21 protein-coding genes and 1 pseudogene are annotated in these 20,032 nt (G+C 71.1%); 14 read left to right on the forward strand and 8 right to left on the reverse strand.

Annotated features, from left to right (window positions below; translation table 11 throughout):
- Nucleotides 1-42 precede the first annotated feature (42 nt).
- Together IF83_RS0101700 and IF83_RS0101705 are read left to right on the forward strand one after the other, a co-directional pair.
- A complete protein-coding gene (locus IF83_RS0101700; protein ID WP_030542187.1) occupies nucleotides 43-960 on the forward strand; it encodes a peptidoglycan-binding protein in 918 nt (305 codons plus the stop codon).
- Nucleotides 957-1,811 (forward strand): helix-turn-helix domain-containing protein, encoded by an 855-nt coding sequence (locus tag IF83_RS0101705; protein WP_030542188.1) that lies wholly within the window; start codon nucleotides 957-959, stop codon nucleotides 1,809-1,811. Before IF83_RS0101700 ends, IF83_RS0101705 begins: the two co-directional genes overlap by 4 nt.
- 49 nt (nucleotides 1,812-1,860) lie before the next feature.
- Here IF83_RS0101705 and IF83_RS0101710 read toward each other — a convergent pair whose 3' ends face one another.
- Nucleotides 1,861-2,799, reverse strand: a complete 939-nt coding sequence (locus tag IF83_RS0101710) for a LysR family transcriptional regulator (RefSeq protein WP_030542189.1) — start codon at nucleotides 2,797-2,799, stop codon at nucleotides 1,861-1,863.
- A gap of 78 nt (nucleotides 2,800-2,877) precedes the next feature.
- On the opposite strand from IF83_RS0101710, the gene IF83_RS0101715 reads away from it, so the two are divergent.
- Nucleotides 2,878-3,960, forward strand: coding sequence for a Kelch repeat-containing protein (locus IF83_RS0101715; RefSeq protein WP_078843060.1), 1,083 nt, complete (start codon nucleotides 2,878-2,880; stop codon nucleotides 3,958-3,960).
- Between the two features lie 134 nt (nucleotides 3,961-4,094).
- Here IF83_RS0101715 and IF83_RS0101720 read toward each other — a convergent pair whose 3' ends face one another.
- Nucleotides 4,095-4,511, reverse strand: a complete 417-nt coding sequence (locus IF83_RS0101720) for a hypothetical protein (protein ID WP_030542191.1) — start codon at nucleotides 4,509-4,511, stop codon at nucleotides 4,095-4,097.
- A 555-nt stretch (nucleotides 4,512-5,066) separates the two neighbouring features.
- On the opposite strand from IF83_RS0101720, the gene IF83_RS0101725 reads away from it, so the two are divergent.
- The 5 genes from IF83_RS0101725 (at nucleotide 5,067) to IF83_RS0101745 (ending at nucleotide 9,223) form a co-directional block, all read left to right on the forward strand.
- Nucleotides 5,067-6,119, forward strand: a complete 1,053-nt coding sequence (locus tag IF83_RS0101725) for a glucose 1-dehydrogenase (RefSeq protein ID WP_030542192.1) — start codon at nucleotides 5,067-5,069, stop codon at nucleotides 6,117-6,119.
- A gap of 150 nt (nucleotides 6,120-6,269) precedes the next feature.
- The gene (locus tag IF83_RS0101730) at nucleotides 6,270-6,650 is read left to right on the forward strand and encodes an AQJ64_40280 family protein (protein WP_030542193.1); all 381 of its coding nucleotides are present in this window, start codon (nucleotides 6,270-6,272) and stop codon (nucleotides 6,648-6,650) included.
- A 202-nt stretch (nucleotides 6,651-6,852) separates the two neighbouring features.
- On the forward strand, nucleotides 6,853-7,371 hold the full coding sequence (locus IF83_RS34465; protein ID WP_244176745.1) for an HflX-like GTP-binding protein: 519 nt from the start codon (nucleotides 6,853-6,855) through the stop codon (nucleotides 7,369-7,371).
- 221 nt (nucleotides 7,372-7,592) lie between these two features.
- Nucleotides 7,593-8,225, forward strand: coding sequence for an RNA polymerase sigma factor (locus IF83_RS0101740; RefSeq protein WP_037678294.1), 633 nt, complete (start codon nucleotides 7,593-7,595; stop codon nucleotides 8,223-8,225).
- On the forward strand, nucleotides 8,222-9,223 hold the full coding sequence (locus IF83_RS0101745) for a CU044_5270 family protein (protein ID WP_030542196.1): 1,002 nt from the start codon (nucleotides 8,222-8,224) through the stop codon (nucleotides 9,221-9,223). The genes IF83_RS0101740 and IF83_RS0101745 overlap by 4 nt, the downstream gene beginning before the upstream one ends.
- 129 nt (nucleotides 9,224-9,352) lie before the next feature.
- On the opposite strand, the gene IF83_RS0101750 is transcribed toward IF83_RS0101745, so the two are convergent.
- Complete coding sequence (locus IF83_RS0101750; protein ID WP_030542197.1) at nucleotides 9,353-9,757, reverse strand: mRNA interferase PemK; 405 nt, start codon at nucleotides 9,755-9,757, stop codon at nucleotides 9,353-9,355.
- Between the two features lie 49 nt (nucleotides 9,758-9,806).
- Between IF83_RS0101750 and IF83_RS31510 the strand changes: the two are divergent.
- Nucleotides 9,807-10,116 (forward strand): annotated as a pseudogene (locus IF83_RS31510) (IS701 family transposase); the annotation flags it as partial.
- 50 nt (nucleotides 10,117-10,166) lie between these two features.
- Here IF83_RS31510 and IF83_RS29710 read toward each other — a convergent pair.
- The 3 genes from IF83_RS29710 to IF83_RS0101760 all read right to left on the reverse strand — a co-directional run bounded on the left by IF83_RS29710 (nucleotide 10,167) and on the right by IF83_RS0101760 (nucleotide 13,141).
- Nucleotides 10,167-11,525 (reverse strand): pentapeptide repeat-containing protein, encoded by a 1,359-nt coding sequence (locus IF83_RS29710; protein WP_244176749.1) that lies wholly within the window; start codon nucleotides 11,523-11,525, stop codon nucleotides 10,167-10,169.
- Nucleotides 11,522-12,061 (reverse strand): pentapeptide repeat-containing protein, encoded by a 540-nt coding sequence (locus IF83_RS34470; protein WP_037678149.1) that lies wholly within the window; start codon nucleotides 12,059-12,061, stop codon nucleotides 11,522-11,524. The genes IF83_RS29710 and IF83_RS34470 overlap by 4 nt, the downstream gene beginning before the upstream one ends.
- Before the next feature lie 366 nt (nucleotides 12,062-12,427).
- Nucleotides 12,428-13,141, reverse strand: a complete 714-nt coding sequence (locus IF83_RS0101760) for a VOC family protein (protein WP_030542198.1) — start codon at nucleotides 13,139-13,141, stop codon at nucleotides 12,428-12,430.
- A 616-nt stretch (nucleotides 13,142-13,757) separates the two neighbouring features.
- Between IF83_RS0101760 and IF83_RS33550 the strand changes: the two genes are divergently transcribed.
- The 3 genes from IF83_RS33550 (at nucleotide 13,758) to IF83_RS31515 (ending at nucleotide 16,057) form a co-directional block, all read left to right on the forward strand.
- Nucleotides 13,758-14,198 carry a hypothetical protein gene (locus IF83_RS33550; protein WP_158710971.1) on the forward strand — a complete coding sequence of 147 codons (441 nt, stop codon included), beginning with the start codon at nucleotides 13,758-13,760 and terminating at the stop codon, nucleotides 14,196-14,198.
- Between the two features lie 527 nt (nucleotides 14,199-14,725).
- Complete coding sequence (locus tag IF83_RS0101770) at nucleotides 14,726-15,589, forward strand: hypothetical protein (protein ID WP_030542200.1); 864 nt, start codon at nucleotides 14,726-14,728, stop codon at nucleotides 15,587-15,589.
- Nucleotides 15,590-15,679: 90 nt separating this feature from the next.
- Nucleotides 15,680-16,057 (forward strand): beta/gamma crystallin domain-containing protein, encoded by a 378-nt coding sequence (locus IF83_RS31515; RefSeq protein ID WP_030542201.1) that lies wholly within the window; start codon nucleotides 15,680-15,682, stop codon nucleotides 16,055-16,057.
- Between the two features lie 509 nt (nucleotides 16,058-16,566).
- Here IF83_RS31515 and IF83_RS0101780 read toward each other — a convergent pair.
- The gene (locus IF83_RS0101780) at nucleotides 16,567-17,277 is read right to left on the reverse strand and encodes a MerR family transcriptional regulator (protein WP_030542202.1); all 711 of its coding nucleotides are present in this window, start codon (nucleotides 17,275-17,277) and stop codon (nucleotides 16,567-16,569) included.
- Between the two features lie 88 nt (nucleotides 17,278-17,365).
- Here IF83_RS0101780 and IF83_RS0101785 point away from each other — a divergent pair, with 88 nt between their 5' ends.
- Both IF83_RS0101785 and IF83_RS0101790 read left to right on the forward strand, forming a co-directional pair.
- Nucleotides 17,366-17,980, forward strand: a complete 615-nt coding sequence (locus IF83_RS0101785; RefSeq protein ID WP_244176750.1) for a putative immunity protein — start codon at nucleotides 17,366-17,368, stop codon at nucleotides 17,978-17,980.
- Complete coding sequence (locus tag IF83_RS0101790) at nucleotides 17,977-18,492, forward strand: putative immunity protein (protein WP_030542204.1); 516 nt, start codon at nucleotides 17,977-17,979, stop codon at nucleotides 18,490-18,492. Before IF83_RS0101785 ends, IF83_RS0101790 begins: the two co-directional genes overlap by 4 nt.
- A 147-nt stretch (nucleotides 18,493-18,639) precedes the next feature.
- On the opposite strand, the gene IF83_RS0101795 is transcribed toward IF83_RS0101790, so the two are convergent.
- Nucleotides 18,640-19,683, reverse strand: a complete 1,044-nt coding sequence (locus IF83_RS0101795) for a hypothetical protein (protein ID WP_158710972.1) — start codon at nucleotides 19,681-19,683, stop codon at nucleotides 18,640-18,642.
- Nucleotides 19,684-20,032 lie beyond the last annotated feature (349 nt).

Below are 20,032 nucleotides of genomic sequence, written 5' to 3' on the forward strand. Positions count from 1 at the left end.
GGTGAAGGCCCTCGGGCCCTGACGACGCTTACGGAGCGAGCCATGCCGCGCTGGAAGGAACTGCCGGATTCGCTGGACCAGAGGGTCCGGCAACTGGTCGTACAGCTCAGAAGATTGAAGGACCGCAGCGGGCTGAGCCTCGCCTCGCTCGCCGCCAAGACGGAGTACAGCCGGTCGTCGTGGGAGCGCTGCCTGAACGGAAAGGCGCTGCCCCCACGACACGCGGTGGAGGAGCTGGCACGGATCACGGGGACGGAGCCGACCCGGCTGCTGGTCCTGCACGAGGTGGCCGAGAAGGCGTGGCAGGAGCGGTCCGCGCCCTCGCAGCCGGCCGGCGCGGAGGATGGGGAGGACGGGGAGCGGCGTGGCCCGGCCGCGACGACGGCATCGGCGGCATCGGCGGCATCGGCGCAGCCTCCCCGCGAGGAGCCCGCCGCAGACTGCGACGGACGCCGGCCGGGGATCTCCAGGCGCGCCGCCGCCGTCGCCGTCGCGGCCGCCGCGCTCGCGGGGCTGTGCGCGGGACTGCTGCTGGGCACCCCGCTGAGCGGTGACAGTGACAGTGACGCCGGCGGCGGCGAGAAGGCGGGCACGGCGCTCGGCACACCGGCCGCGCAGCCGAGTTCCCCCGCCACGGCCACGTCCGCCGGTAACGGGCGGGGACGGTACGTCTTCAAGCCGGGTACGTCCTACCCCTGCGAGGTCCGCAGGTCCGGCGGCCCGGACGGCGGTGGCCTGTCCGCGGGATACAGCACGACGCGCACCGCCGTCCTCGCCGGGCCGGGCTGGGACGTCGTGGAAGCCCAATGCCTGCTCCAGCACCGCAAGTTGGACCCGGGCATCGTCGACGGGGTCTACGGACAGCAGACGATCGCGGCCGTGATGCGGCTGCAGAAGAAGGCGGGACTCCCGGCGGACGGCGTCGTGGGCCCGCACACCTGGCGGGTGCTGCGCGGATGACCACCCCCGCACCGGAGTGCGCGGCCCTGGCCGAAGGGCTCCGTGCGGCGCGGGCCCGCACGGGCCTGAGCCTGGCGGCCCTGGCCGAGCGCACCCCGTACAGCAAGTCGTCCTGGGAGCGCTATCTCAACGGCAAGCTGCCGGCTCCCCGGCAGGCCGTCGAGGCGCTCTGCGCGATGGCGGGCGAGCCTCCCGGCCGGTTGCTCGCGCTGTGGGAGCTGGCCGACGCCGAGTGGAGCGGACGCGCCCGCTCCACCGCTCCCCAGCCGGTCACGCGGGGCCCGGTGGCACCGGCGCCGCCGACCACCCCGGGGCCGGGAGCACCGGACGCCGGGCCAACGGCCGCGCGGCCCCGGCGGTTCCGGCCGTGGCACCTGCTGGCCCTCGGCGCCGGAGCCGCCGTGGCGGCCGCCGTGACGACGGCCGCCCTGTGGCTGCCTGTTGGCCCGGTGTCCGGCCGTACGGCGGCGCCGGCCTCCCCGGTGCTGGATCCGCCCCCCGGTTGCCGGGGCGAGGCATGCGACGGAAAGGATCCCGACGGTATGGCCTGCGGGCTGCCCGGCCGGGCCGACGCGCTCGGCCCGCCCCGCCGCACCAGCACCGGCGCGCACGTGGAGATCCGGTACAGCACGGTCTGCGACGCGGCGTGGGGGCGGGTCTGGCACGCGCGGGCCGGGGACGCGGTCGAGGTCTCGGCGCCCGGCGCACCGCCGCGCCGTGTCGTCATCCGGACCCCGGCGGACGCGCGTGTCTACCGCTTCACCCCGATGCTGGGCGGCGTCGACCGCGCCGGCCTGCACGTCTGCTTCCTCCCGGCCGGCGGCACGGCCCGCGAGTGCCACCCCGAGTGACGCGAACGGGGGACGGCCGGCAACGGCCTGCGGTACCGCGCCAACCGGCCTAGGAGGTGGAGTCCCGTACCGCTGCGCGCGCTTGCTGCCGCAGCCAGCGTTGTGCGGGGTCGTTGTCCAGTCGTGGATGCCAGAGCATCAGATAGGTCATGGTGCCGACGACGTCGGGGGCGGGCACGACGTGAAGTGCTGCGCGGGGCCCCGAGGTTCCCGTACCGGCACCGGCACCGGCGTGCAGGAGTCGTTTCGGCAGTGTGGCGACGAGTGCCGTTCCGGCGACGGCCCGCAGGGCCGCGTAGTGGTAGGGCACCGTGAGGCCGACGGTGCGTTCCACGCCCGCCCGGCGCAGGCTCTCGTCGACGACACCCTGCCGGCCCTGGGAGATGTCGACCACGACGTGGACGGCGCGCAGGTAACCGGCGAGGTCGAACGCGGTGCGGTCGGCCGGCGCGTGCTCACGGTCCATCACGCAGACGAACTCCTCGGTGAACAAGGGCTCGGCGCGCAAGGAGGCCGGCGGTTCGGAGCCGAAGAACGCCAGGTCCACAGCCCCGCGGTGCAGGTCGTCGAAAACTCCCTCGTGCCAGGACCGGTAGTGCAGCCGGGAGTTGGGTGAGCGCTGCATGACGTCCCGGAACAATGTCTCGCCGATGACGGAGGCGGCGTAGTCCGTGCCGGTCAACTGGAAGCTTTCCGTGGCTTTCCCGGGGGAGAATTCCTCGCGGGGAAACAGGTCCGCGATCTGCGGCAGCAGCACGGCGAGTTGCTGCCGCAGCCGTTCGGCGCACGGTGTCAGCCGGTATCCCGAGGGACCGCGGACCAGCAGCTCGTCGTGGAATGTCTCCCGCAGGCGCCGCAGCGTACGGCTCATCGCGGGCTGACTCAGATGCACCCGCCCGGCAGCGCGGGAAACATTCCGCTCTTCCAGTAAGGCCACGAGGGGGATGAGGAGGTTGAGGTCGAGCCGTTCGATATGCGTCACACGCATAGCGTCGCATGCCAACTATGCATTCGACTCATGCCCATGGCCGGTGGCATGGTCTCGGATATGAACCCGAACACGAGAATGCGTACAGCGATGATGTCTTTAGCTCTCGCCGCGTCGGTGACGGTCGGCGGGGTGGCGGTGCCCGCGCAAGCGCATGAGGGCCACCCGCCGGCGGCCGGTGAGGGCGTCGTCCCGGCCGATCCGCACTACGGGCGCGGGTGGCAGGAACTGCCGGACATCAAGAGCGGTCCGCGCCAGGAGCACGGTGTGGCAGCGCTCGGCGGGAAGGTCTATGTGCTGGGCGGCATCGTGCCCCGGGCGGGCGGCGGCGTCACCACGGTCGACCGGGTCGAGGTCTTCGACACCCGCACAGGCCGCTGGTCGGAAGCGGCTCCGCTGCCGGTGCCGATGAACCATCCGAACGTGGCGGTCGTGGACGGCAGGATCTACGTCCTGGGCGCGCTGGCGGGAGGCGCTTCGTGGGAGGCCACCGGAGCGAGCTTCGTCTACGACCCGAAGAAGGACCGCTGGTCCCCGCTGCCCCCGGTGCCGCGGGAGATGGCGCGCGGCAGCGCCGCGATGGGCGTGAAGGGCCGGACGGTCTACCTCGCCGGCGGCATGCGGACGCTGACCCCGGGCCCCGGTGGACTCCAGGACACGGTGGACAGCGTGTCGTCGTACGACGTGCACACTGGCCGGTGGCGCGAACTGGCCCCGCTGCCGCAGGCCCGCGACCACGTCGGCGGTGCGGTCGTCGGTTCCACGTTCTATGTCCTGGGCGGACGTGACCGGGGCCAGGTCCATGTGCGCGACACCGTCTACGCACTGGACCTGCGCACCGGACAGTGGTCCGAACGTGCCCCGATGCCGACCGCACGGGGCGGCCTCGCCGCGTCCGCGGTCGGCGGAAAGATCTACACCTTCGGAGGCGAGGGCAACCCGGCCCCGGGCTCGGACGGCGTCTTCGCCGAGACCGAGGTCTACGACGTGGCCCGCGACCGCTGGCAGCGCCTGGCTCCCATGCCGGTGCCGCGCCACGGCACCGCCGCGGCGACCGTCGGCGACACCGTCTACATCCCGGGAGGCGGCACCGCCGAAGGCGGGGCACCGGTCGCCGTCAACGACGCCTACCGGCCGTCCGGTCACGCACACCGGCCCTGACCCGGAGTCGGGGCCGGGACGCTCTCGCCGGAACGGCCCGGGGTCACCGCGGTGAGCACCGGGGCCACCGCGGGCTCGCCGAAGACGGTGGGCAGCGGACACGACGGCACCGTGCGTTCCCGCGGGGGAACGGCTCAGACCGTGCTCGTCCCGTCGTCGATGCCGTTGTCGCCCGCGTCCCGCAGCCGTTCGTTGTGCCAGGCGATGGCCCGTCGGATTTCCGGCTCGTGCAGGCCGGTCCGGCGGCCGAGTTCCTCCAAGGTGAGCGCGGGCCGGCCGGTGGTGAGGGCGCAGTTGACCTTCGCCGCCCAGAGTTCCTCCGGTTCGAAGGGGCGGAGCCGGTATTCCTCACGGATCTTCCCGAAGTGCTCCTCGCTGCAGGCAGTGACCCGGCGGAGACCGTCGAACCACTGGCGACGGGGATGCGCGCAAGAGGAGTCCGGGACGTAGCCGCTCACCGCCTCGTCCTCCGGGAAGGTCCGCGCGCACAGATCGCACAGTTCCAGACGGGCGGGGTCCACGCGGCGACGGTCCTTCATACGCTTCCACATCCTGACTCCAGGGTTGGCGGTACGGCGGATGACCTCGTCGGCGGGCAGCGGCGAGCGGCCGGGCCAGGGCTCTCGGCGGGTCCGCTGAACGCCGCCGCCGGGAGGGCCACGGGCCACGGCCGGCGCATCCGGCTTCCCTGCGGCCATCCTCGTGTGTACCCGGTCCCGGGCGGCCGAAGCAGAGCTATATCTCCGGGACCGCATTCCGGGCCGGGAGATAGCCGCGGGCAACGGCCCGGACGGTGCCGAGCCGGAGCGAGCCCCGGTCCGTGGGGCCGGACCCCGGGGCGGACGTCACCGGCACGCCCGGCGTGCGATGTCCCCGAGGACTCGGCGTCCGGCTGTCGGCCCGCAGCGCGGGCGACGTTCGACAGCAGGGCGTTCGCCGGTTGCCGGCCGTCGAGGCGGGTGTGCTGGACGACGACGTGCCCGGCACTACCCGGACCGGGCACCAGGAGATGGCGGCGTTCCGTCCTCTCCGGGAAGGTGTACCGGCCGCATTCCCGCGGTACCCGTCCCGGAAGCCGTACACCGGGGTTGGAGAGGAAGAGCAGCGTGCGCGCACTGACGGTCCGGCCGGGTCACAGCGGTTCGCTCGAGGTGCGGGAGGTGGAGGAGCCGAAGCCGGCGCCGGGTGAACTCCTGGTCCGCGGCATCGCCGTGGGGGTGTGCGGCACGGACCGCGAGATCGCCGCCGGCGAGTACGGCCGGGCGCCCGCGGGCCGGGACCGGCTGGTGCTGGGCCACGAATCACTGGGCCGGGTCGAGGAGGCACCGGACGGCAGCGCTTTCGCCGTCGGCGACCTGGTCGCGGGTGTGGTGCGGCGCCCGGACCCGGAACCGTGCGGCGCTTGCGCGCACGGCGAGTTCGACATGTGCCGCAACGGGCGCTACCGCGAACGCGGTATCAAGGAACTGGACGGCTACGGCGCCGGACTGTGGTGTGTGGAGGACGGCTACGCCGTCGCGGTCGACGCGGACCTGGGTCTTGCGGGCGTCCTGCTGGAACCGGCCAGTGTCGTCGCCAAGGCCTGGGAGCAGATCGAGCGCGTGGGGGCCAGGGCCTGGTTCGAGCCCCGGCGTGTCCTGGTGACCGGCGCCGGCCCGATCGGTCTCCTGGCCGCCCTGCTCGGAAAGCAGCGCGGGCTGGACGTCCACGTCCTCGACCGGGTGACGGACGGACCGAAGCCCGGGCTGGTCCGCGCTCTGGGGGCCGCCTACCACAGCGGCGCGGTGGACGACGTGCTGTCAGCCGTGCGTCCGGACATCGTCGTGGAGGCCACCGGTGCCGGACAGGTGGTGTTCGCCGCCCTGCGCGGCACCGCCTCCTACGGCGTTGTCTGCCTCACCGGAGTGTCACCCGCCGGACGCCGGCTGACCGTCGACGCCGGCACGGTGAACCGCGAGATCGTGCTGGAGAACGATGTCGTGGTGGGCTCCGTCAACGCCAATGGCCGGCACTTCCGGCAAGCCGCCGACGCCCTCGCGCGGGCCGACGCGGAATGGCTGCACCGGCTCATCACCCGCCGTCTGCCGCTCGACCGGGCGGCCGAGGCCTTCGAGCAGCGTCCGGACGACATCAAGGTGGTACTCACGCTGGAGGGATGACGCCACTGGCCGGGCAGCAAGGTAGGCGCCCACGCAACCTGCGCAAGCGATGGGCGGTCCTACCGGATGCCGGGATCGGCACGACGGTCTCGCCGATGTGCGGGCACATGAGCGGGAAACGGGCATCCGAACGCTGCACCGGGGAGAGGAATGACGCATCTGAACACCCAAGTGACCTGGGTCGACGCACGGGAGAGGCTGCCGGAGTCCGGTGTACCGGTGGCGGCGGCGATCACGGGCCGGTACCCGGCCGGCAGCGCCGATTCCGAGAACGGGTTGGGGGAGGCGTTCTGGCTGGTGAGGCCGATGTACTTCACGACCCTGCACTTCAGTGAGGACGGAACGGAACACCGGAACTGCTTCGTCGACTCCGACGGATATGTCCGCCTGCCCTACGGTCTTGCCGACAATGACACGGTGACCCACTGGGCCGAACTGCCCACCCTGCCGGGCATGACGACACACCTCGTTCTCGGGGAAGACGTGCAGCCGGCGCTCGAGAACGCGTGGCGTGCCCGCCCCGGCACCTGACACACATGACTTCGCCGACCGCTGCGGGGCAGGGTGGGCGGGTGGTCGGCGGGGGCAGCATTTGACGCGGATGCGAATGGCCAGGACGAGGCGGATGCGAGTGCGGAATCAACCGCCTCAAGCGCCACCGGGCCGTAGCCACGAAATACCACGGGCTCGCCATCCGATGCGAAACGACCGTCACGATCGCTGTCATCAACGAGTGGCTCTGACCTTGCTCGCCAGGCTCGGTCAGAGAGAAACCCGGTATCGCTGCAGGCAGCAGGCCTTTAGCCTGTGGCACGTGCATCAGTCCCGCAGGCGCGACCGGCGCCTGGCTCGTCGCGTGCCGTCGGTGTCTGCCCCGCGTCGAGCGTTCCGGCTCACGGCCGTAGGCGCCGATGTAGTCCTGGTCGGCTATTTCTCTGCGAAGCAGAAGGACTTCGAAACGCTCATGGCCTGGGCAGCCACAGAACTGGCAGCGCACAGCGCTCGGGTCGTCGCGCAGATCGTGCAGCGGCGAGGAGTCTCGGACGGCGGGGTCCGGAAGATGAGTCTGCCCTGCTCCTCGCGGACGCTTCTGAGCCGCGGGAAAGTCCGCGAGGTAGCTCAGGCCTGTGACCAGGCCAACGCTGACGCAGTGATCTTCGTTGCCTCCTTGACCGAGCACCAGCGGCGCACGCTGACAGACATGCTTGGCCGCCCCGCTGTGAGTCTCTCCGACATCCTCGCTGCCGACTGACAGCTCACGTCGCTCGTCACGCGTCCGCGGCCCTGCCGGTTGGTCGTTCGAGGGGCCGGCCCGTGCCGCAGTGCGTGGAGGCATAGGCCTGTGCCCCACCGCCCACCGCAGCTCTCGGCCGGCCCGGCATCCCGGCGATGGCCGCGTTGACGGACGCAGTGGTGCGGAGCGCTCCATCCTTGGCAGGGAGGAATGGAACCGGTGTGCCTGTGCGGACACTTATCGGTGTGGACTTCCTTCTGCACGAACGGGTCCGGTCCGGTGATCGGGCGGCGTTCGCCGAGATCTTCGACGAGCATGCGCGCGTCGTCCATGCCCATGCGGTTCGGACGACGGGTGACCGGGCCCTTGCCGAGGACGTCGTGTCCCTCACCTTTCTGGAGGCCTGGCGGCTGCGTGACAAGCTGCGCGATGACGTCAGGAGCGTCCGGGCGTGGCTCCTGGGCATCGCGACCAACGTGATGCGCAACACCGCCAGGGCGGCTCGCCGGCACCGGGAGGCGATGTCCCGTCTGCCGCCGCCGGAAGCGTTACCCGACTTCTCGGACGAAGTGGCCGGGCAGATGGCCGACGCTCAGCGGCTGGCCGCCGCGGCCCGGGCGCTGCAGCGCCTGAAGCGGAGCGAGCGAGAGGTATTCGCTCTGGTCGTCTGGTCCGATCTGGGGTACGCGGCGGCCGCTGAGGCGCTGGGAGTTCCTGTCGGCACGGTCCGTTCCCGGCTCTCCCGGGCGAGAGAGAAACTGCGCGGGCTCGTCGAGGAAGAGCTCGCGGCGGATCCGCGGACCGGCGGCGGACACATGTCGTCGAGCGGGACGGCCGCGGCCCGCGCTTCCCACAGGAGGGGCACACGATGAATCCGGAACAGCGGGAATGGTCCGAGCGTGAACAGGCGGGCCGGGTGCTGCCTCCGGTTGCCTGCCCGGACCCGGCGCCGGGACGGCTGGAAGTCCGCCGTGAGCACTTCTTGAGCGAGGTCGACCGGCAGGTGCGAGCCCGTTCTCCCCGTCCAGCACTGTGGCTGAAGGGGCGCTGGGGGCCGGCGCTGGGTACGGCAGTGGCCGTTGTAGCCACCGTCGTCGTTCTCGGTCTGGGCTCCGGTTCTCCCGGCGCTCCGCGTGACGTGCCTCCGGCCACGGCCGCGTCGGTCGAACTGCTGGAGAGAGCGGCTCTGACCGCCGCCACGACGCCGCGGACGACGGTGCGCGCCGGGCAGTACTCATACGTCAAGACGGTTGGTCATACGTCGGTGCTGTCCGAGACGAGGGACAGCGGGATGGAACTCCTGCGCGAGGACGAGGGGATGGAGCAGTGGACATCCGTGGACGGCAGTGAGCCGACTCTTCAGCGCAAGGGCGGCAAGGACAACCTGCTGCCGGACACCCCGGGCCGAGGCAGTCTGAACTCACCGACCTACGCCTTCCTCGCTGCCCTGCCGACCGATCCCGACGCCCTGCTGAAGCGGATCCACGACGACGCCCGGAAGAACCACGGAGCCGGTTCCGGCTCCACGACCGGCCCGGACCAGGAAGCCTTCGTCACGATCGGCGATCTTCTGCGCAACGGGGTCACTCCCCCCGAGACCACCGCGGCCCTCTACCGGGCCGCTGCCCTCATTCCCGGGGTGGACGTCGTTCCCGACGCCGTCGACGCGGCAGGCCGGAACGGAGTCGCCGTCGCCCGGACACACGATGGCGAACGCACTGAGTGGATCTTCGACAGAAGCACGGCCCGGCTGCTCGGTGAGCGCACCGTCCTCGTGGAGGACAACGCCTGGGGCAAGGCCGGCACCGTCGTCACCTCCGTCGCCGTCGTTGACAGCGGCATCGTCGACGAGGCCGGACAGAAGCCGTGAAGAGCCGAAGGGCTCCGCGCGCCCGGTTCGCAGCACTGTGGAACCAGTACCGGTCTCCGCAGCCCGCGTTGGAGGGCAAGGAGCTCCCGAGACCGCCCACGCCGTCGCGGGCGTCGGCTCCTTCTCCGTCTACCCGAGTTCACCGAAACGCAGGGCATCCCTGATCTCGCTGAGCTTCGCGGTCGTGGCCTGGGGCCGCTCCTGCGCTTGTTCAGCGAGCCGGAGGGCGTCGTCGATCTCGCTGAGCTTCACGGAGGACAGGACGGCCGCCCGCTCTATCAGGTCGTCCCGGGACACAGTGGTCAGCCACGTGCACGGGGTGAAGCCCGGACGCGGGAACACGAGCCGCAACACGCCTTCAAACGGCAGTCCTTCACCGGCGCCGACCGGCACTTCGACGCCCAGACCGCTGATGTCGACGCCCGCCGGAGCGACGACCTGCATCACCCGGATCCCGGACGTGTCGTCTCCCGACAGCAGTACGACCAACCTCCGCTCGTCGAACTGGACCCACCAGACTTCGCCACGTAGCACAAGTCCTCCAGACACACGACGGCAGACAGACGCCGCGCGACCCTGACGCGCTGCCCAACCGCAGCTTGCCGCCCGCATGGTCACCCGATTCAAGGACGCCGGTCACCGGGCCGCCCGGGTCGCGGGAGACGAGGTCTACGGCGGCAACCCGACGCTACGCGCCGCGCTGGAAGAACGCGGCACCGGCTCCGTCCTCGCGGTGGCCTGTTCGCACGAAGTCACCACAGGCGCCGGAAGGTTCCGCGCGTACACGCCGGCCAGGAAGGTGCCCGAGAGGGGCAGAAGCTGTCCGCAGGGAGCGCAGCCAAGGGCCACCGTGCCCGATCTGGCGCTGCCGAGGCTCTCCGGATCCACGCCCTGAGCCCGGCCGTGCCGCCGGGACGACTCGCTCCTGCGGGACGGTCGGGGGTCAGCGTTTGACGCGGCTGCGGATGGCCAGGACGGCCAGGCCGAGGAGGACGGGTTCGGCGAGGCGGGAGGCCATCTCGGTGTAGGTGCCGGCGGTGGTGAGGTCCTGGCCGGAGGAGCGGAAGACCACCGAGTTGATCACGACCCGCAGCGCCTTCTCGAACCGCTCGGTGGTGATCCGCTCCGGCCAAGACCCAGTGGGATTGGCCGGGTTGGGAGTGTCGGTGATCAGGTTGACCTCCTGCCCGACGGCGACCTGGCGGCCGGTGGTGGTCGGCTTCGGGTCGTCCACCGGCAGGCCCCACAGCAGCAGCGCGAGCAGGGTGACGGTCATGGCGCCCAGCAGCCAGGCCAGGGCGCGGCCGGCGCGCAGGCCGTAACCGGACAGGGCCCAGTACGCGGTCAGCAGCGCCCGTTCGCCGCGGGAGCGGGTGGTGTCGTGGCGGCGCATCTCGCACTCGCCGTAGTAGAAGTCGGCGGCGTCCGGCTCGTTCTTGCCGTCCTCCAGCGACTTGCGCACCTGCCGGTACAGCGCGGCCAGCGCGGCCGGTTTCAGGGCAGGGGTGTCCTCCCGGGGCGGCGGGGTCCAGCCCCGGGCCGCGGTGGCGTGAAGACGCCGGGCACGCCAGTGGTGCTCCTCGGCCAGGGTGCTTCGCAGGCTCCACCACCTCGGGACGAGCCGGTGCCACCGGACGCCGGTGGGGGTAGTGGCGAAGGTGCACCAGCCGTCCACGCGGAGCTGGTCGAGGTGGACCGCCCCGGCGAACCGGCAGGCGCTGAGGTCGATGTCGTGCAACACCAGGTGCGCGGCGTCCACCCCGTCCACGGAGGTCAGCCGCACGCCGGGATCGCGGCCTGACACAAGTGTCTCCGGCAACAGGTCGACCAAGGAGGGGAAGGGGGTGGGGCGGGCGGTAACCATCAGTGGGAACTCTAGGACCGCGTCACTCAGGTCCAATTCGGCATGACGGAACCGCAGCGTAGCCGTTGAGGCCCACCGGGTACGGTCGCAGGTCACGGCACAGGCGGCGGCTTCCAGTGTCGTCGGCTCGCTGAACAACGCACCGTCCAGCACCAGCGTGGCGCCGCACACCAGCGGACCCAGCCTCGCAGTCGCCTCGAAGCGGGCTCCCTTGAACCTGGCATCGCCGGAGAAGATCACCTCGCCGAACCCCGCATCGCCGGAGAAGGTCGCCCCGTCGAACTCGGCGTCGCCGGAAAAGGCCGCCCCGCCGAACCTAGCGCCACCGGAAAACGCCACCCCGCCGAACCTAGCGTCACCGGAAAACGCCACCCCGCCGAACCTAGCGTCACCGGAAAACGCCACCCCGTCGAACTCGGCGTCGCCGGAAAACGTCACCCCGCCGAACCAGGCGTAGCCGGAGAAGGCCGCTCCTTCGAACCAGGCGCCGCCGGGAAGGCCGCCCCTTCGAATCCGGAGTCGCCAGAAAACGTCACCCCATCGAACCCGGCGTCGCCGGAGAAGGTCACCCCATCGAACCAGGCGTCGCCGGAGAAGGCCGCTCCTTCGAATCCGGTGGCGTCGCCGGAGAAGATTGCCCTTTCGAACCCGGCGCCGCCGGAGAAGACCGCCCAGTCGAACCGGGCGGTGCCAAGGCGAGGGCGTCCAGCGGTCGGGTCGCGCAGGGCATCGAGTAACCAGTCCAGCAGCTCCGCGGTGAAGGGAGTCCCGCGGTGGTCAATGTCGGCGCCGGGGGCCAGAGCGGCCAGGTAGGCGGCGCGGTCAGGCTCTGGCGCGTGGGCCAGGCACGCGGTGCGGTCGAGGATACGGCTGCCACGGCAGCCGACCGAGTCCTCCGCGGTGGCGCCGTGGCCACAGTGCGGCCAGTCCGGCGGGGCGGTGGACGGTCGGGTGGGCGGTGTTGCAGACGTCATGTCTGGAGGACGAGCGGCGCGGGCGGGTAGTTGCGTGCCGCGCACGGTGAGAGCAGAGCACCACACTGTGCAGGTTCCACGGACAGCCGGACCCCGTCCGCCGTCGACCAACGGAAGCCGCCGATGTCCTACGGGGTCGTGTCCCGGGCTCGGTGCGGGCCTCTCCCTCGCCGTCCATCGGGCACGTGGCCCGCCCCAGCGGTCCCGTTTTCCCTTTCGGGACGACAGAGTCTGGGGACCGAGTGGTTCCTCATGGGCAGTCCGCCGGGACTTGAGCCGCCCCTTCGGTGCACCAGGGGCAGGCCCGGCCCTCTTCCGCGCTCCGCGCAGCAGCGACCGCCCATCGCGGCCCGCGCGGTCCCGGCCTCAGCCGTGCGCCAGCACGCGGAACTCGTTGCCGTCCGGGTCGGTCAGCCGTACCGCGCCGTCCCCGCCCGGGGCGTGGTCGAGGCGCTTCGCACCGAGCGAGAGCAGCCGCTCGACCTCCGCCCGCTGGTCGCCGTCCGGCGCGAGGTCGAGGTGCAGGTCCTTGCCGGGGTCCGGCAGGAGGGGCGGGCCGCCCCAGGTGATCTTCGTGCCGCCGTCCGGCGACTGGACGGCGGTCTCCTCGTCCTGGTCCCAGACCAGCGGCCAGCCCAGCGCCTCGCTCCAGAAGTAGCCCACGGCCTGCGAACCGTCGCAGGCGAGCGCCCCGAGGACGCCGCAGCCGGCGAGGAACTTGTTGCCCGGCTCCAGGACGCAGAACTCGTTGCCCTCGGGGTCGGCCAGCACCACATGGGGGACCTCCGGTCCTTGGCCGACGTCGGCGTGGTGCGCGCCCAGATCGAGTGCCCGGGCCACGGTCTCCCGCTGGTCCTCCGGGGAGGAACTGGTCAGGTCGAAGTGCAGTCGGTTCTGGGCGCTCTTCCGCGCCGGGGAGGGACGGAAGCCGAGGCGGTAACCGGCGTCGTTCCCGGACGGCACGGCGACGCCGTCATAGGGATCGTCGGCTCTCTCCAGGCGGAGGAGGCCGGACCAGAAGCGGGCCAGGCGTTCGGGCTGGTGCGCGTCAAAGGTGATTGCGAAGAGTCGGCTGCTCATTGGGCCACGCGTCCTCGGTCCGTCGGGTGCCGGCTGCCGGGCGGTGTCCCAAGTCAGCCCTCCGCGCGAGGATACGGGCGGGCCGGTCCCGGCGGCAGCCGAGTTTTCCGCGCCCGAGCGGGAAGCCTCTGACGAACGTCCCCACCCCGCCCTCGGCCCCGGCGGCCCAGAGCGATGGCCCGCAGGTAGCCCGGCCTCGGCAGTGCGTCCGAGACCCGGACCAGGCGTCCGGCTGGATCAGCGAACTCGCGACTGCGAAACCCAGGAAACTCTGCTACCGCCTCCTGCACATCGGTGCCCGGATCACCCGGGGCGGCCGCCGCCTCCTTTCGCCTATCCGCGACTCGGCCCTGGCGACACCACGACATCGCTGCCGGCCTCCGACGGGCAGCCCGGCACCAACCCCGCGCCCGCACTCTTCTCGGCCTCGCCTGATCAGAACGGACGAGGCCGACGACACCGAAGCTTGGGCCCGTCCCCCGTGCGAGCTACGGAAAGTGTCCACCGCCGGGTGACGATTCCGGGCCGCCAGATCCGTAGTTTCGAAGTCCGAAGACACCGTCACGATTGTGAGGTTTTGGTTTTGTTGAAGTATCAGCGCAACCGTGTTCGGCGCGTGACCACTCTGATCACCGCAGGGGCACTGTCCGCCGGTCTCCTGGGCATCGGATCGACCGCGACCGCATCAGCGAGCACACCACCGCACACCTCGGCTCACCAGGCGATCACCCAAGACGTTAAGCCACCGATCGTCAACAACAACTGGCGTCTCAGTGTGGCGGGCGCCCCCGCCGAGTATCTGGTGCAGGTCAGCGGCCTCACTGAGCACGAGGTCACGTTCACCCGGCGCACCGGCAACCAGACCATCGTCGACAAGTGGCTGAAGGACCCCAGCCGGTTCCGGCCGGGCTACATCACCATCGACGTGCTCGACTTCCACGGGCGGACAGTCCAGCGTTACCGGTTCGATCTCCCGCAGATCAGGAGGGTGACGAGCAGCGGAGACGGGAGCGTGCAAACGCTCACGGTCACCTTCGACCGGCTGATCATTTCTTGACACACCAGCTCCATGGGCCGGTCCGGCGCCGGCTCATGGAGCTGTGTTCGCCGTGAAGAAGCACCACGGGATGAACGTGCAGGTCCTCGACCTGACCGCGGCGCGGGCCCCCGGCATTCCCGCCGCCTCGCCGCGGAGGACGTCACATGCCGGGCCGCAAGGCGTATCAGGGCGCCGGCCCCTGCGATCCGTGCCGGTCCGTGGCAAGCACCCGCGCGGCCGGCGCCGGTGTCACAGCCGGGACCACGCGAAGATCCGCGGCCTCGGTGAACGTGCCATGGCGATCTTCACGTCTTGGCGGCTCTGGCGGAAGCTCCGCCTGCGGCACCACCCGGATCACAGCCGCCGTCCGAACCGTCGTCACCCTCGAACTCACCGCCCGATCACAACGGAAAGGGCTCAGTCTCCATGTCACCTCCCCAGCGGCCGGAACATGCGGGGAACGACGCCCCTTCTTGCGGAAAGGCAGGCCCAGCGTGAGAACCGTCCGAGTCGCACCCGGCTCACGACGGGCCGTACGGCCCGTTGTGAGCGCGGCCTCCGCCACGGCGATCGCCGCCGGACTGCTGGCCACCGGCTGCTCCGCAGGCCCCGCCGGCAGCGGGGCGCACGTGACGCCGGACCCGCCGGCCATCGCGGCCGCTCCGACAGCGCCCGCCACCGGATACGACGGGCTGACGCAGCTGCCGCTGTCCGCCTACGGGACCTCCGAGCAGGACGACCTCCTGCTGCACCGGACGCACGAGACGCTGGTCGCCCGCTGCATGAAGGGCCGCGGACACACAAGCTATGCAGACCGGAAGAAGACTTCGACCGCTGCGAAGACGACAGCGGAGAAGGAAGCCATCCACCCAGCCGGCGCCTGGGGATACATCGGGCGCGGCACCGCGAAGCGGAAGGGTTTCCACGTCGCAGTACCGGTCCCCGCTTCGAAAGGCCCGACCGGGCGGGAGCTGAGGGACTACAACGATTGCTGGGACAAGGCTGACGAGCGGATGCCGACTCTCGTGGGCACCCGGGGATGGAAGCTGACCCAGAACCTGTTCGGCCGGTCATTCCAGAAGGCGGCCGCGGACAGTCGGGTCCGCGCCGCGCGAGAGCGTTGGTCCTCCTGCATGAGCACGGCGGGGCACCCCGCCGACGATCCCGAGAAGCTGGCCACGCGTTACCTGAAGGCCAAAAAGGCGACCGCGAAGGAGATCGCCGCGGCCATGGCCGACGAATCCTGCACGCGGTCGTCGAATCTTGCCGGCGTCTACTTCGCGGTCCTCACCGGATACCAACAGCAACTCGTATCCGCGAACGCCGAAGTCCTGACCGGTTATGAGGAGCAGATCCAGGAGCAGACCGATCGGGCAGAACGCCTTCTGACTGCGTCTGACACGGCCTGAGGCCGGTCTTCGCCCCTTGACTCCGGACGGCACCGTGCCAGACCGCACCACCGTCCGGTCCACCAGCACGACAACAAGAGGAGAAACACCATGAACAAAGCCAAACGGCTAGTTCTGTCCACCCTGGCAACCGCTATGGCAGCGGCCTCCCTCACCGTCGCCACCCCGACACAGGCGTCCGCGATCAATCTCGTCGACTGCAATGGTCGATCCGACCTGCTCAAGGTCAGTTGGCACTACATTTTCGGTGGCGGTTGGAACGCTCACCACGTCTGTTTCGCCAACGCCGGAGAGCACGACTTCGATGTACCGGGAACCGAGTGGCTTGACAATCTCTCAACCGGCAACAACGTGGTCCAGTGGTATGGGGACGGCCGATGGCAGCCTGGCACTCCCATCGGCAAGTGGACCTACTACGACTTTCCGACTGTTGGGTCGGTCAAACTGGATAAGATCAGGATTCTCTGAGTAGTGGCGCCATGAGGGGCCGGCGGCCCTTGTCCGGTCGCCGGCCCCGGCCCGCTGGGCCGCCCACCACGGCCCTCAAAGATCTGTGACCCGCAGTGCTGCTGACGTGTGAGCGAGTGCAACACCGCGTCCTGGTCGCATTTCTGAGCCCCTTTGCGGAAGGGTCCAACCTGCCCGGAAATGTCACCTATTTCTTTGGGCTTCGGCGGCTGTCCCGAGGCGCTGGTTATCGGGCCCAGGTCGAACCCCGGCGGGGCATTGCGGAGCCGCAGTTCCACTTTCAGCGGTTTGACGAGGGTTTCGTATCTGATGTCTTCTAGCTTGATCTGTGTTCCCGTCGTGGAACACAGAAGGTACGAGCCGAAAGTCTCCGTCCATGGACGGTCTCCCGGGGCGAAGACGGACGTTGCCCCCGTTTCGACTTCAGCGCTCAGGGGGCCTTGGCCAGAAGCGTGCTCCTGCCTCTCCACAGCGGCTGCCGGCCACGGCAGGGCTTCGTGCTTCAGGGCTCAGCCGGTTCTCACGGACCGGTCCAAGGCGTCGAGGTAGGCGGAGAGCTGACCGGCGGCGTACAGCTGGGCCCTTCCGCGGGACGTGAGGTCGCGCCGCCACCCTTCCAGGGTGCTCGCCAGCGCTTCGAGGCTGCCGGCGTCGCGGAGTTCTCCGAGGACGGTGGCGATGGCCCCCAGGGGCCGGCCTCCCCGGCGCAGCAGGTGCGCCAGTTCGGCGTCGCGCACGTCCTGCGCCAGGTACTGGCGGTGCCCGCGCGGGTCACGTCGTGGGGTGAGGACTCCAGCGCGTTCCCAGGTGCGCAGGGTGGCCGGGTTGAGCGCGAGGTGGCGGGCGAGTTCACCGATGCTGTACGGCGCCCGGGTGCCGGCCGCGGCATCCGGGGCGGCGGCTCCGAGATGAGCGAGCGCCGCTTCGACGGTTCGCAGCGTGCCGCGGTCGCGGGCCAGGAGCGCGTGCCCGTCGTCGACGTACTCCAGTGCTTCGTCGAGCCGGCCGCCGGTGGCGGCATGCATGATGCGTCGGCTCGTCGAGTAACCGAAGGCGGGGACGAGCGCCAGGTAGGCCGCGAGGCCGGCGGCATGAGTGGCGGTGTAGTCCCGGTATCCGGTCCGGCTGCGGTGGGCCGGCGGGATGATGCCGGCGTCCTCGTAGTTGCGGACCGTCTGCGGGGAGAGGCCATGGCGACGCGCCAGGTCCACGGGCCGCATGTGACCTCCGATTGAGGGTTTCGGCGCGGATGAGCGGAGGATGCGCCGCAGAGTCTCCACCGAGCGTTCAAGGATACGATTCAGGGGCATGGCGCAGAGCAAGCACACCGTGTCCGGAGACTTCGATCTGACGATGCACGAACTGCGCGTCGTGGCGCTTTACGTGGTGTGGCACGCAGAGGACGTCCTACCGGTCTTCGAGCAGGCTGTTCCCGGTGATCCGCGCCCTCGTGCGGCGGTCGACGCGGCCTGGGCGTTCATCAACGGTGCCCGCAGGACGACATTGCAGCGCGTCACGTCCCTCGACGCTCATCGAGCCGCCCGGTCCGCGCCCTCCGAAGCCGCGCGACTGGCCGCGCGATCCGCCGGTGACGCCGCGTCGGCCGCATACCTGCATCCCATCGCCCAGGCCGGCCAGGTCGGTCACATCCTGCGGGCCTCCGCGAGCGCCGCACACATCGGAGAGCTCACGGCGGGCGGCGACCCCGCGATCGCGGATGCCCTGCTGGAACGGTCGCGGCGGCGAGCGACACCGGTACTCATCGATGTGCTCTGCCGCTATCCGCTCTCGACGGGCGGCAGCAGTCGTGTCGCCCGGCTGATGAGCACTCTGGATCATTCCCTGCGTCAGGCGGCTGAGCGGCCGCGGGGGCACACCGCGGCGAGCGGCGCCGATGTGCGCGGGAGGGAGTGCACGTCGTGATCCTCCCGAAGGTCCGCGACCCTCGCTTCGTGACGATCCGCCGTGGTGGGACTCTCACCGATGCGCATCACCGTCTCCTCGCCCTGTGGGCTGCCGCCTGCGCGGAGCACGTCCTCGGTCTCTTCGAGTCGTCCCGGCCCGGGGACCCGCGACCGCGCCAGGCGATCGAGCATGCCCGGGCCTGGGTGCGTGGCGAGGTCACGATGATGCGCGCTCGCGCGGCGGGCGGCCACGCGATGGGGGCGGCCAGAGACCTGCGCGGGGCAGCACGGCATGCCGCGTACGCCGCCGGTCAGGCCGGGGCCGTCGCCCACGTCGCCGCGCACGAGCTCGGCGCGGCCGCCTACGCGATCAAGGCCGCACGTGCGGCAGCACCGGAAGGCGAGAGCGAGACCGCGGGACGGCTCGAGTGCCAGTGGCAGCGCGATCAGCTCCCGGAGGCGGTTCGCGAGCTCGTACTTGACGACCAGCGGCTGCGCAACGACATCTGCTGGTCGGTATTCGACTGTTGAGACCGAACCGTGCTCGGCCCCGCGCCGCCGAAGACCCCGAGCCGGGCCCCGCCCGGTCCGCCCGGCTCGCCCCGCCAGGGGAACGGTTCGCGCCGCATCCCGCAGCGCCACCCCTCCGGTGAACGCCGCGGGTCCCGGGCAGCAGGCTCAGGTCCGCAGTGACGTGATGCCGTAGTGGGCGAGTTCGCGGTCGCCCAGGCGTGCGACCGCTTCGGTGAGGACGCCGGTGGCGGGGTCGACGGTGAAGCGGCACTCCACGTCCTCGTCGGGCGCCCAGAAGCTCAGGGGGAACGCCCGCATCGGCCGGACCGTCGCGGTCACCGTCGTCCCGTCCGGACCGGGAGGGACAGCGACCCGCCGCAGGTGGGAGACGATCCGCGCGGGCGTCAGCATCTCCGCCAGCCGCGCGATCACGAAGCGGCTGTTGTGCGCGTCGGGGTCGTCGCCCATGGCGACGGTCCGTTCGCCGTCACCGGCGCGCTCGACGGTGACGGTCCACCTGCGTTCCCCGGGCTCCGGAACCGGCTCCGGGTCATCGGCGATCCGGCCCATGGCCTCGCTGTGGACGGTGACCCGGGCCGTCGCGTCCAGCGGCTCCAGCAGCGTCGCGGCCATGCGGCCGAGCGCCCAGGCCGCGTCCTCGGCCTCGCTCGGGCCCGGACGGCGCCAGCCGCGCGTGCCGAACGGGCCGTCACCTTCGGGTGCGGGTACGGGCACCGGGCCGGCCAGCCCGTCGACGCGGGCGTGAGAGACCGGCGCGCCGGGCCGCGTGGTCGCCGCTTCGAGGAGGAACCCGGTGGCCGTGTCCACCACGAGGCGCGCGGAGGCGGCCCCGGGCGGGCACCACGGACTGTCCGGGTCCGCCCACACCGGGTGGGGAACGACGTCCAGCACCACGCAGGGCCGCCCGAGCGCGGTGCCGTGCCGTGCCGAGGCCGTGCCGATGTCCCGGATCAGCGAGGCCGGGTCGAACAGCGCGGCCACTCGCGGATCACCGCCCTCCGCCTCCCGGAGCCGGGCGCTGGAACCGCTCACCTCGACGGTGTGGGTGCCCTCGTCGTCCGTGCGGACGACCCGCGCCTCGAACGGTGCGTCCTCGGCCAGGGCCGCGCCCATCCTGGCGAGCGTCCACGCCGCCAGCCGTCGCCCGCCGTCCGGGGGCGGCGTGCCCAGCCAGTCGGAAGCTGCCATGAGATCCATTTCTCCTCGGTCCGCCCGGAGGACACCCATTGCCCGTACAGCAGACGGTAGGGGTGCCGGTGCGTTGCTGTGGTGGTGACTCCGGACGTAGTGACGATCCCCGCCGCGGACACGGCCGACGACCAGCGCGAGTACCTGCCCCGACGCTCACACCAGACCCATGATCAGCAACTTCGCGATGCACTCACTCGCCGGGGCAGTCGCCCATGTGCGCACTCAACGCCTCTGTTCCTCAGCGCAGTTGACACAAAATATGCGCATCGGTCACACGCCTTACGCACCCACGACCGCCTTATCTCCCCCTACGCTCTGACGGCATGCTGCGCGCAGGCCCCGGCCA

Source organism: Streptomyces albus subsp. albus (genome assembly GCF_000719865.1).
Classification (GTDB): Bacteria; Actinomycetota; Actinomycetes; order Streptomycetales; family Streptomycetaceae; genus Streptomyces; species Streptomyces albus_E.

Bases quoted from the DNA above. Each gene is read 5' to 3' on its own strand.
- IF83_RS0101700 (WP_030542187.1), top strand. From the start codon at position 43: ATGCCGCGCTGGAAGGAACTGCCGGATTCGCTGGACCAGAGGGTCCGG.
- IF83_RS0101705 (WP_030542188.1), top strand. From the start codon at position 957: ATGACCACCCCCGCACCGGAGTGCGCGGCCCTGGCCGAAGGGCTCCGT.
- IF83_RS0101710 (WP_030542189.1), bottom strand. From the start codon at position 2,799: ATGCGTGTGACGCATATCGAACGGCTCGACCTCAACCTCCTCATCCCC.
- IF83_RS0101715 (WP_078843060.1), top strand. From the start codon at position 2,878: ATGCGTACAGCGATGATGTCTTTAGCTCTCGCCGCGTCGGTGACGGTC.
- IF83_RS0101720 (WP_030542191.1), bottom strand. From the start codon at position 4,511: ATGTGGAAGCGTATGAAGGACCGTCGCCGCGTGGACCCCGCCCGTCTG.
- IF83_RS0101730 (WP_030542193.1), top strand. From the start codon at position 6,270: ATGACGCATCTGAACACCCAAGTGACCTGGGTCGACGCACGGGAGAGG.
- IF83_RS0101745 (WP_030542196.1), top strand. From the start codon at position 8,222: ATGAATCCGGAACAGCGGGAATGGTCCGAGCGTGAACAGGCGGGCCGG.
- IF83_RS34470 (WP_037678149.1), bottom strand. From the start codon at position 12,061: ATGACGTCTGCAACACCGCCCACCCGACCGTCCACCGCCCCGCCGGAC.
- IF83_RS0101760 (WP_030542198.1), bottom strand. From the start codon at position 13,141: ATGAGCAGCCGACTCTTCGCAATCACCTTTGACGCGCACCAGCCCGAA.
- IF83_RS31515 (WP_030542201.1), top strand. From the start codon at position 15,680: ATGAACAAAGCCAAACGGCTAGTTCTGTCCACCCTGGCAACCGCTATG.
- IF83_RS0101780 (WP_030542202.1), bottom strand. From the start codon at position 17,277: ATGCGGCCCGTGGACCTGGCGCGTCGCCATGGCCTCTCCCCGCAGACG.
- IF83_RS0101785 (WP_244176750.1), top strand. From the start codon at position 17,366: ATGGCGCAGAGCAAGCACACCGTGTCCGGAGACTTCGATCTGACGATG.
- IF83_RS0101795 (WP_158710972.1), bottom strand. From the start codon at position 19,683: ATGGCAGCTTCCGACTGGCTGGGCACGCCGCCCCCGGACGGCGGGCGA.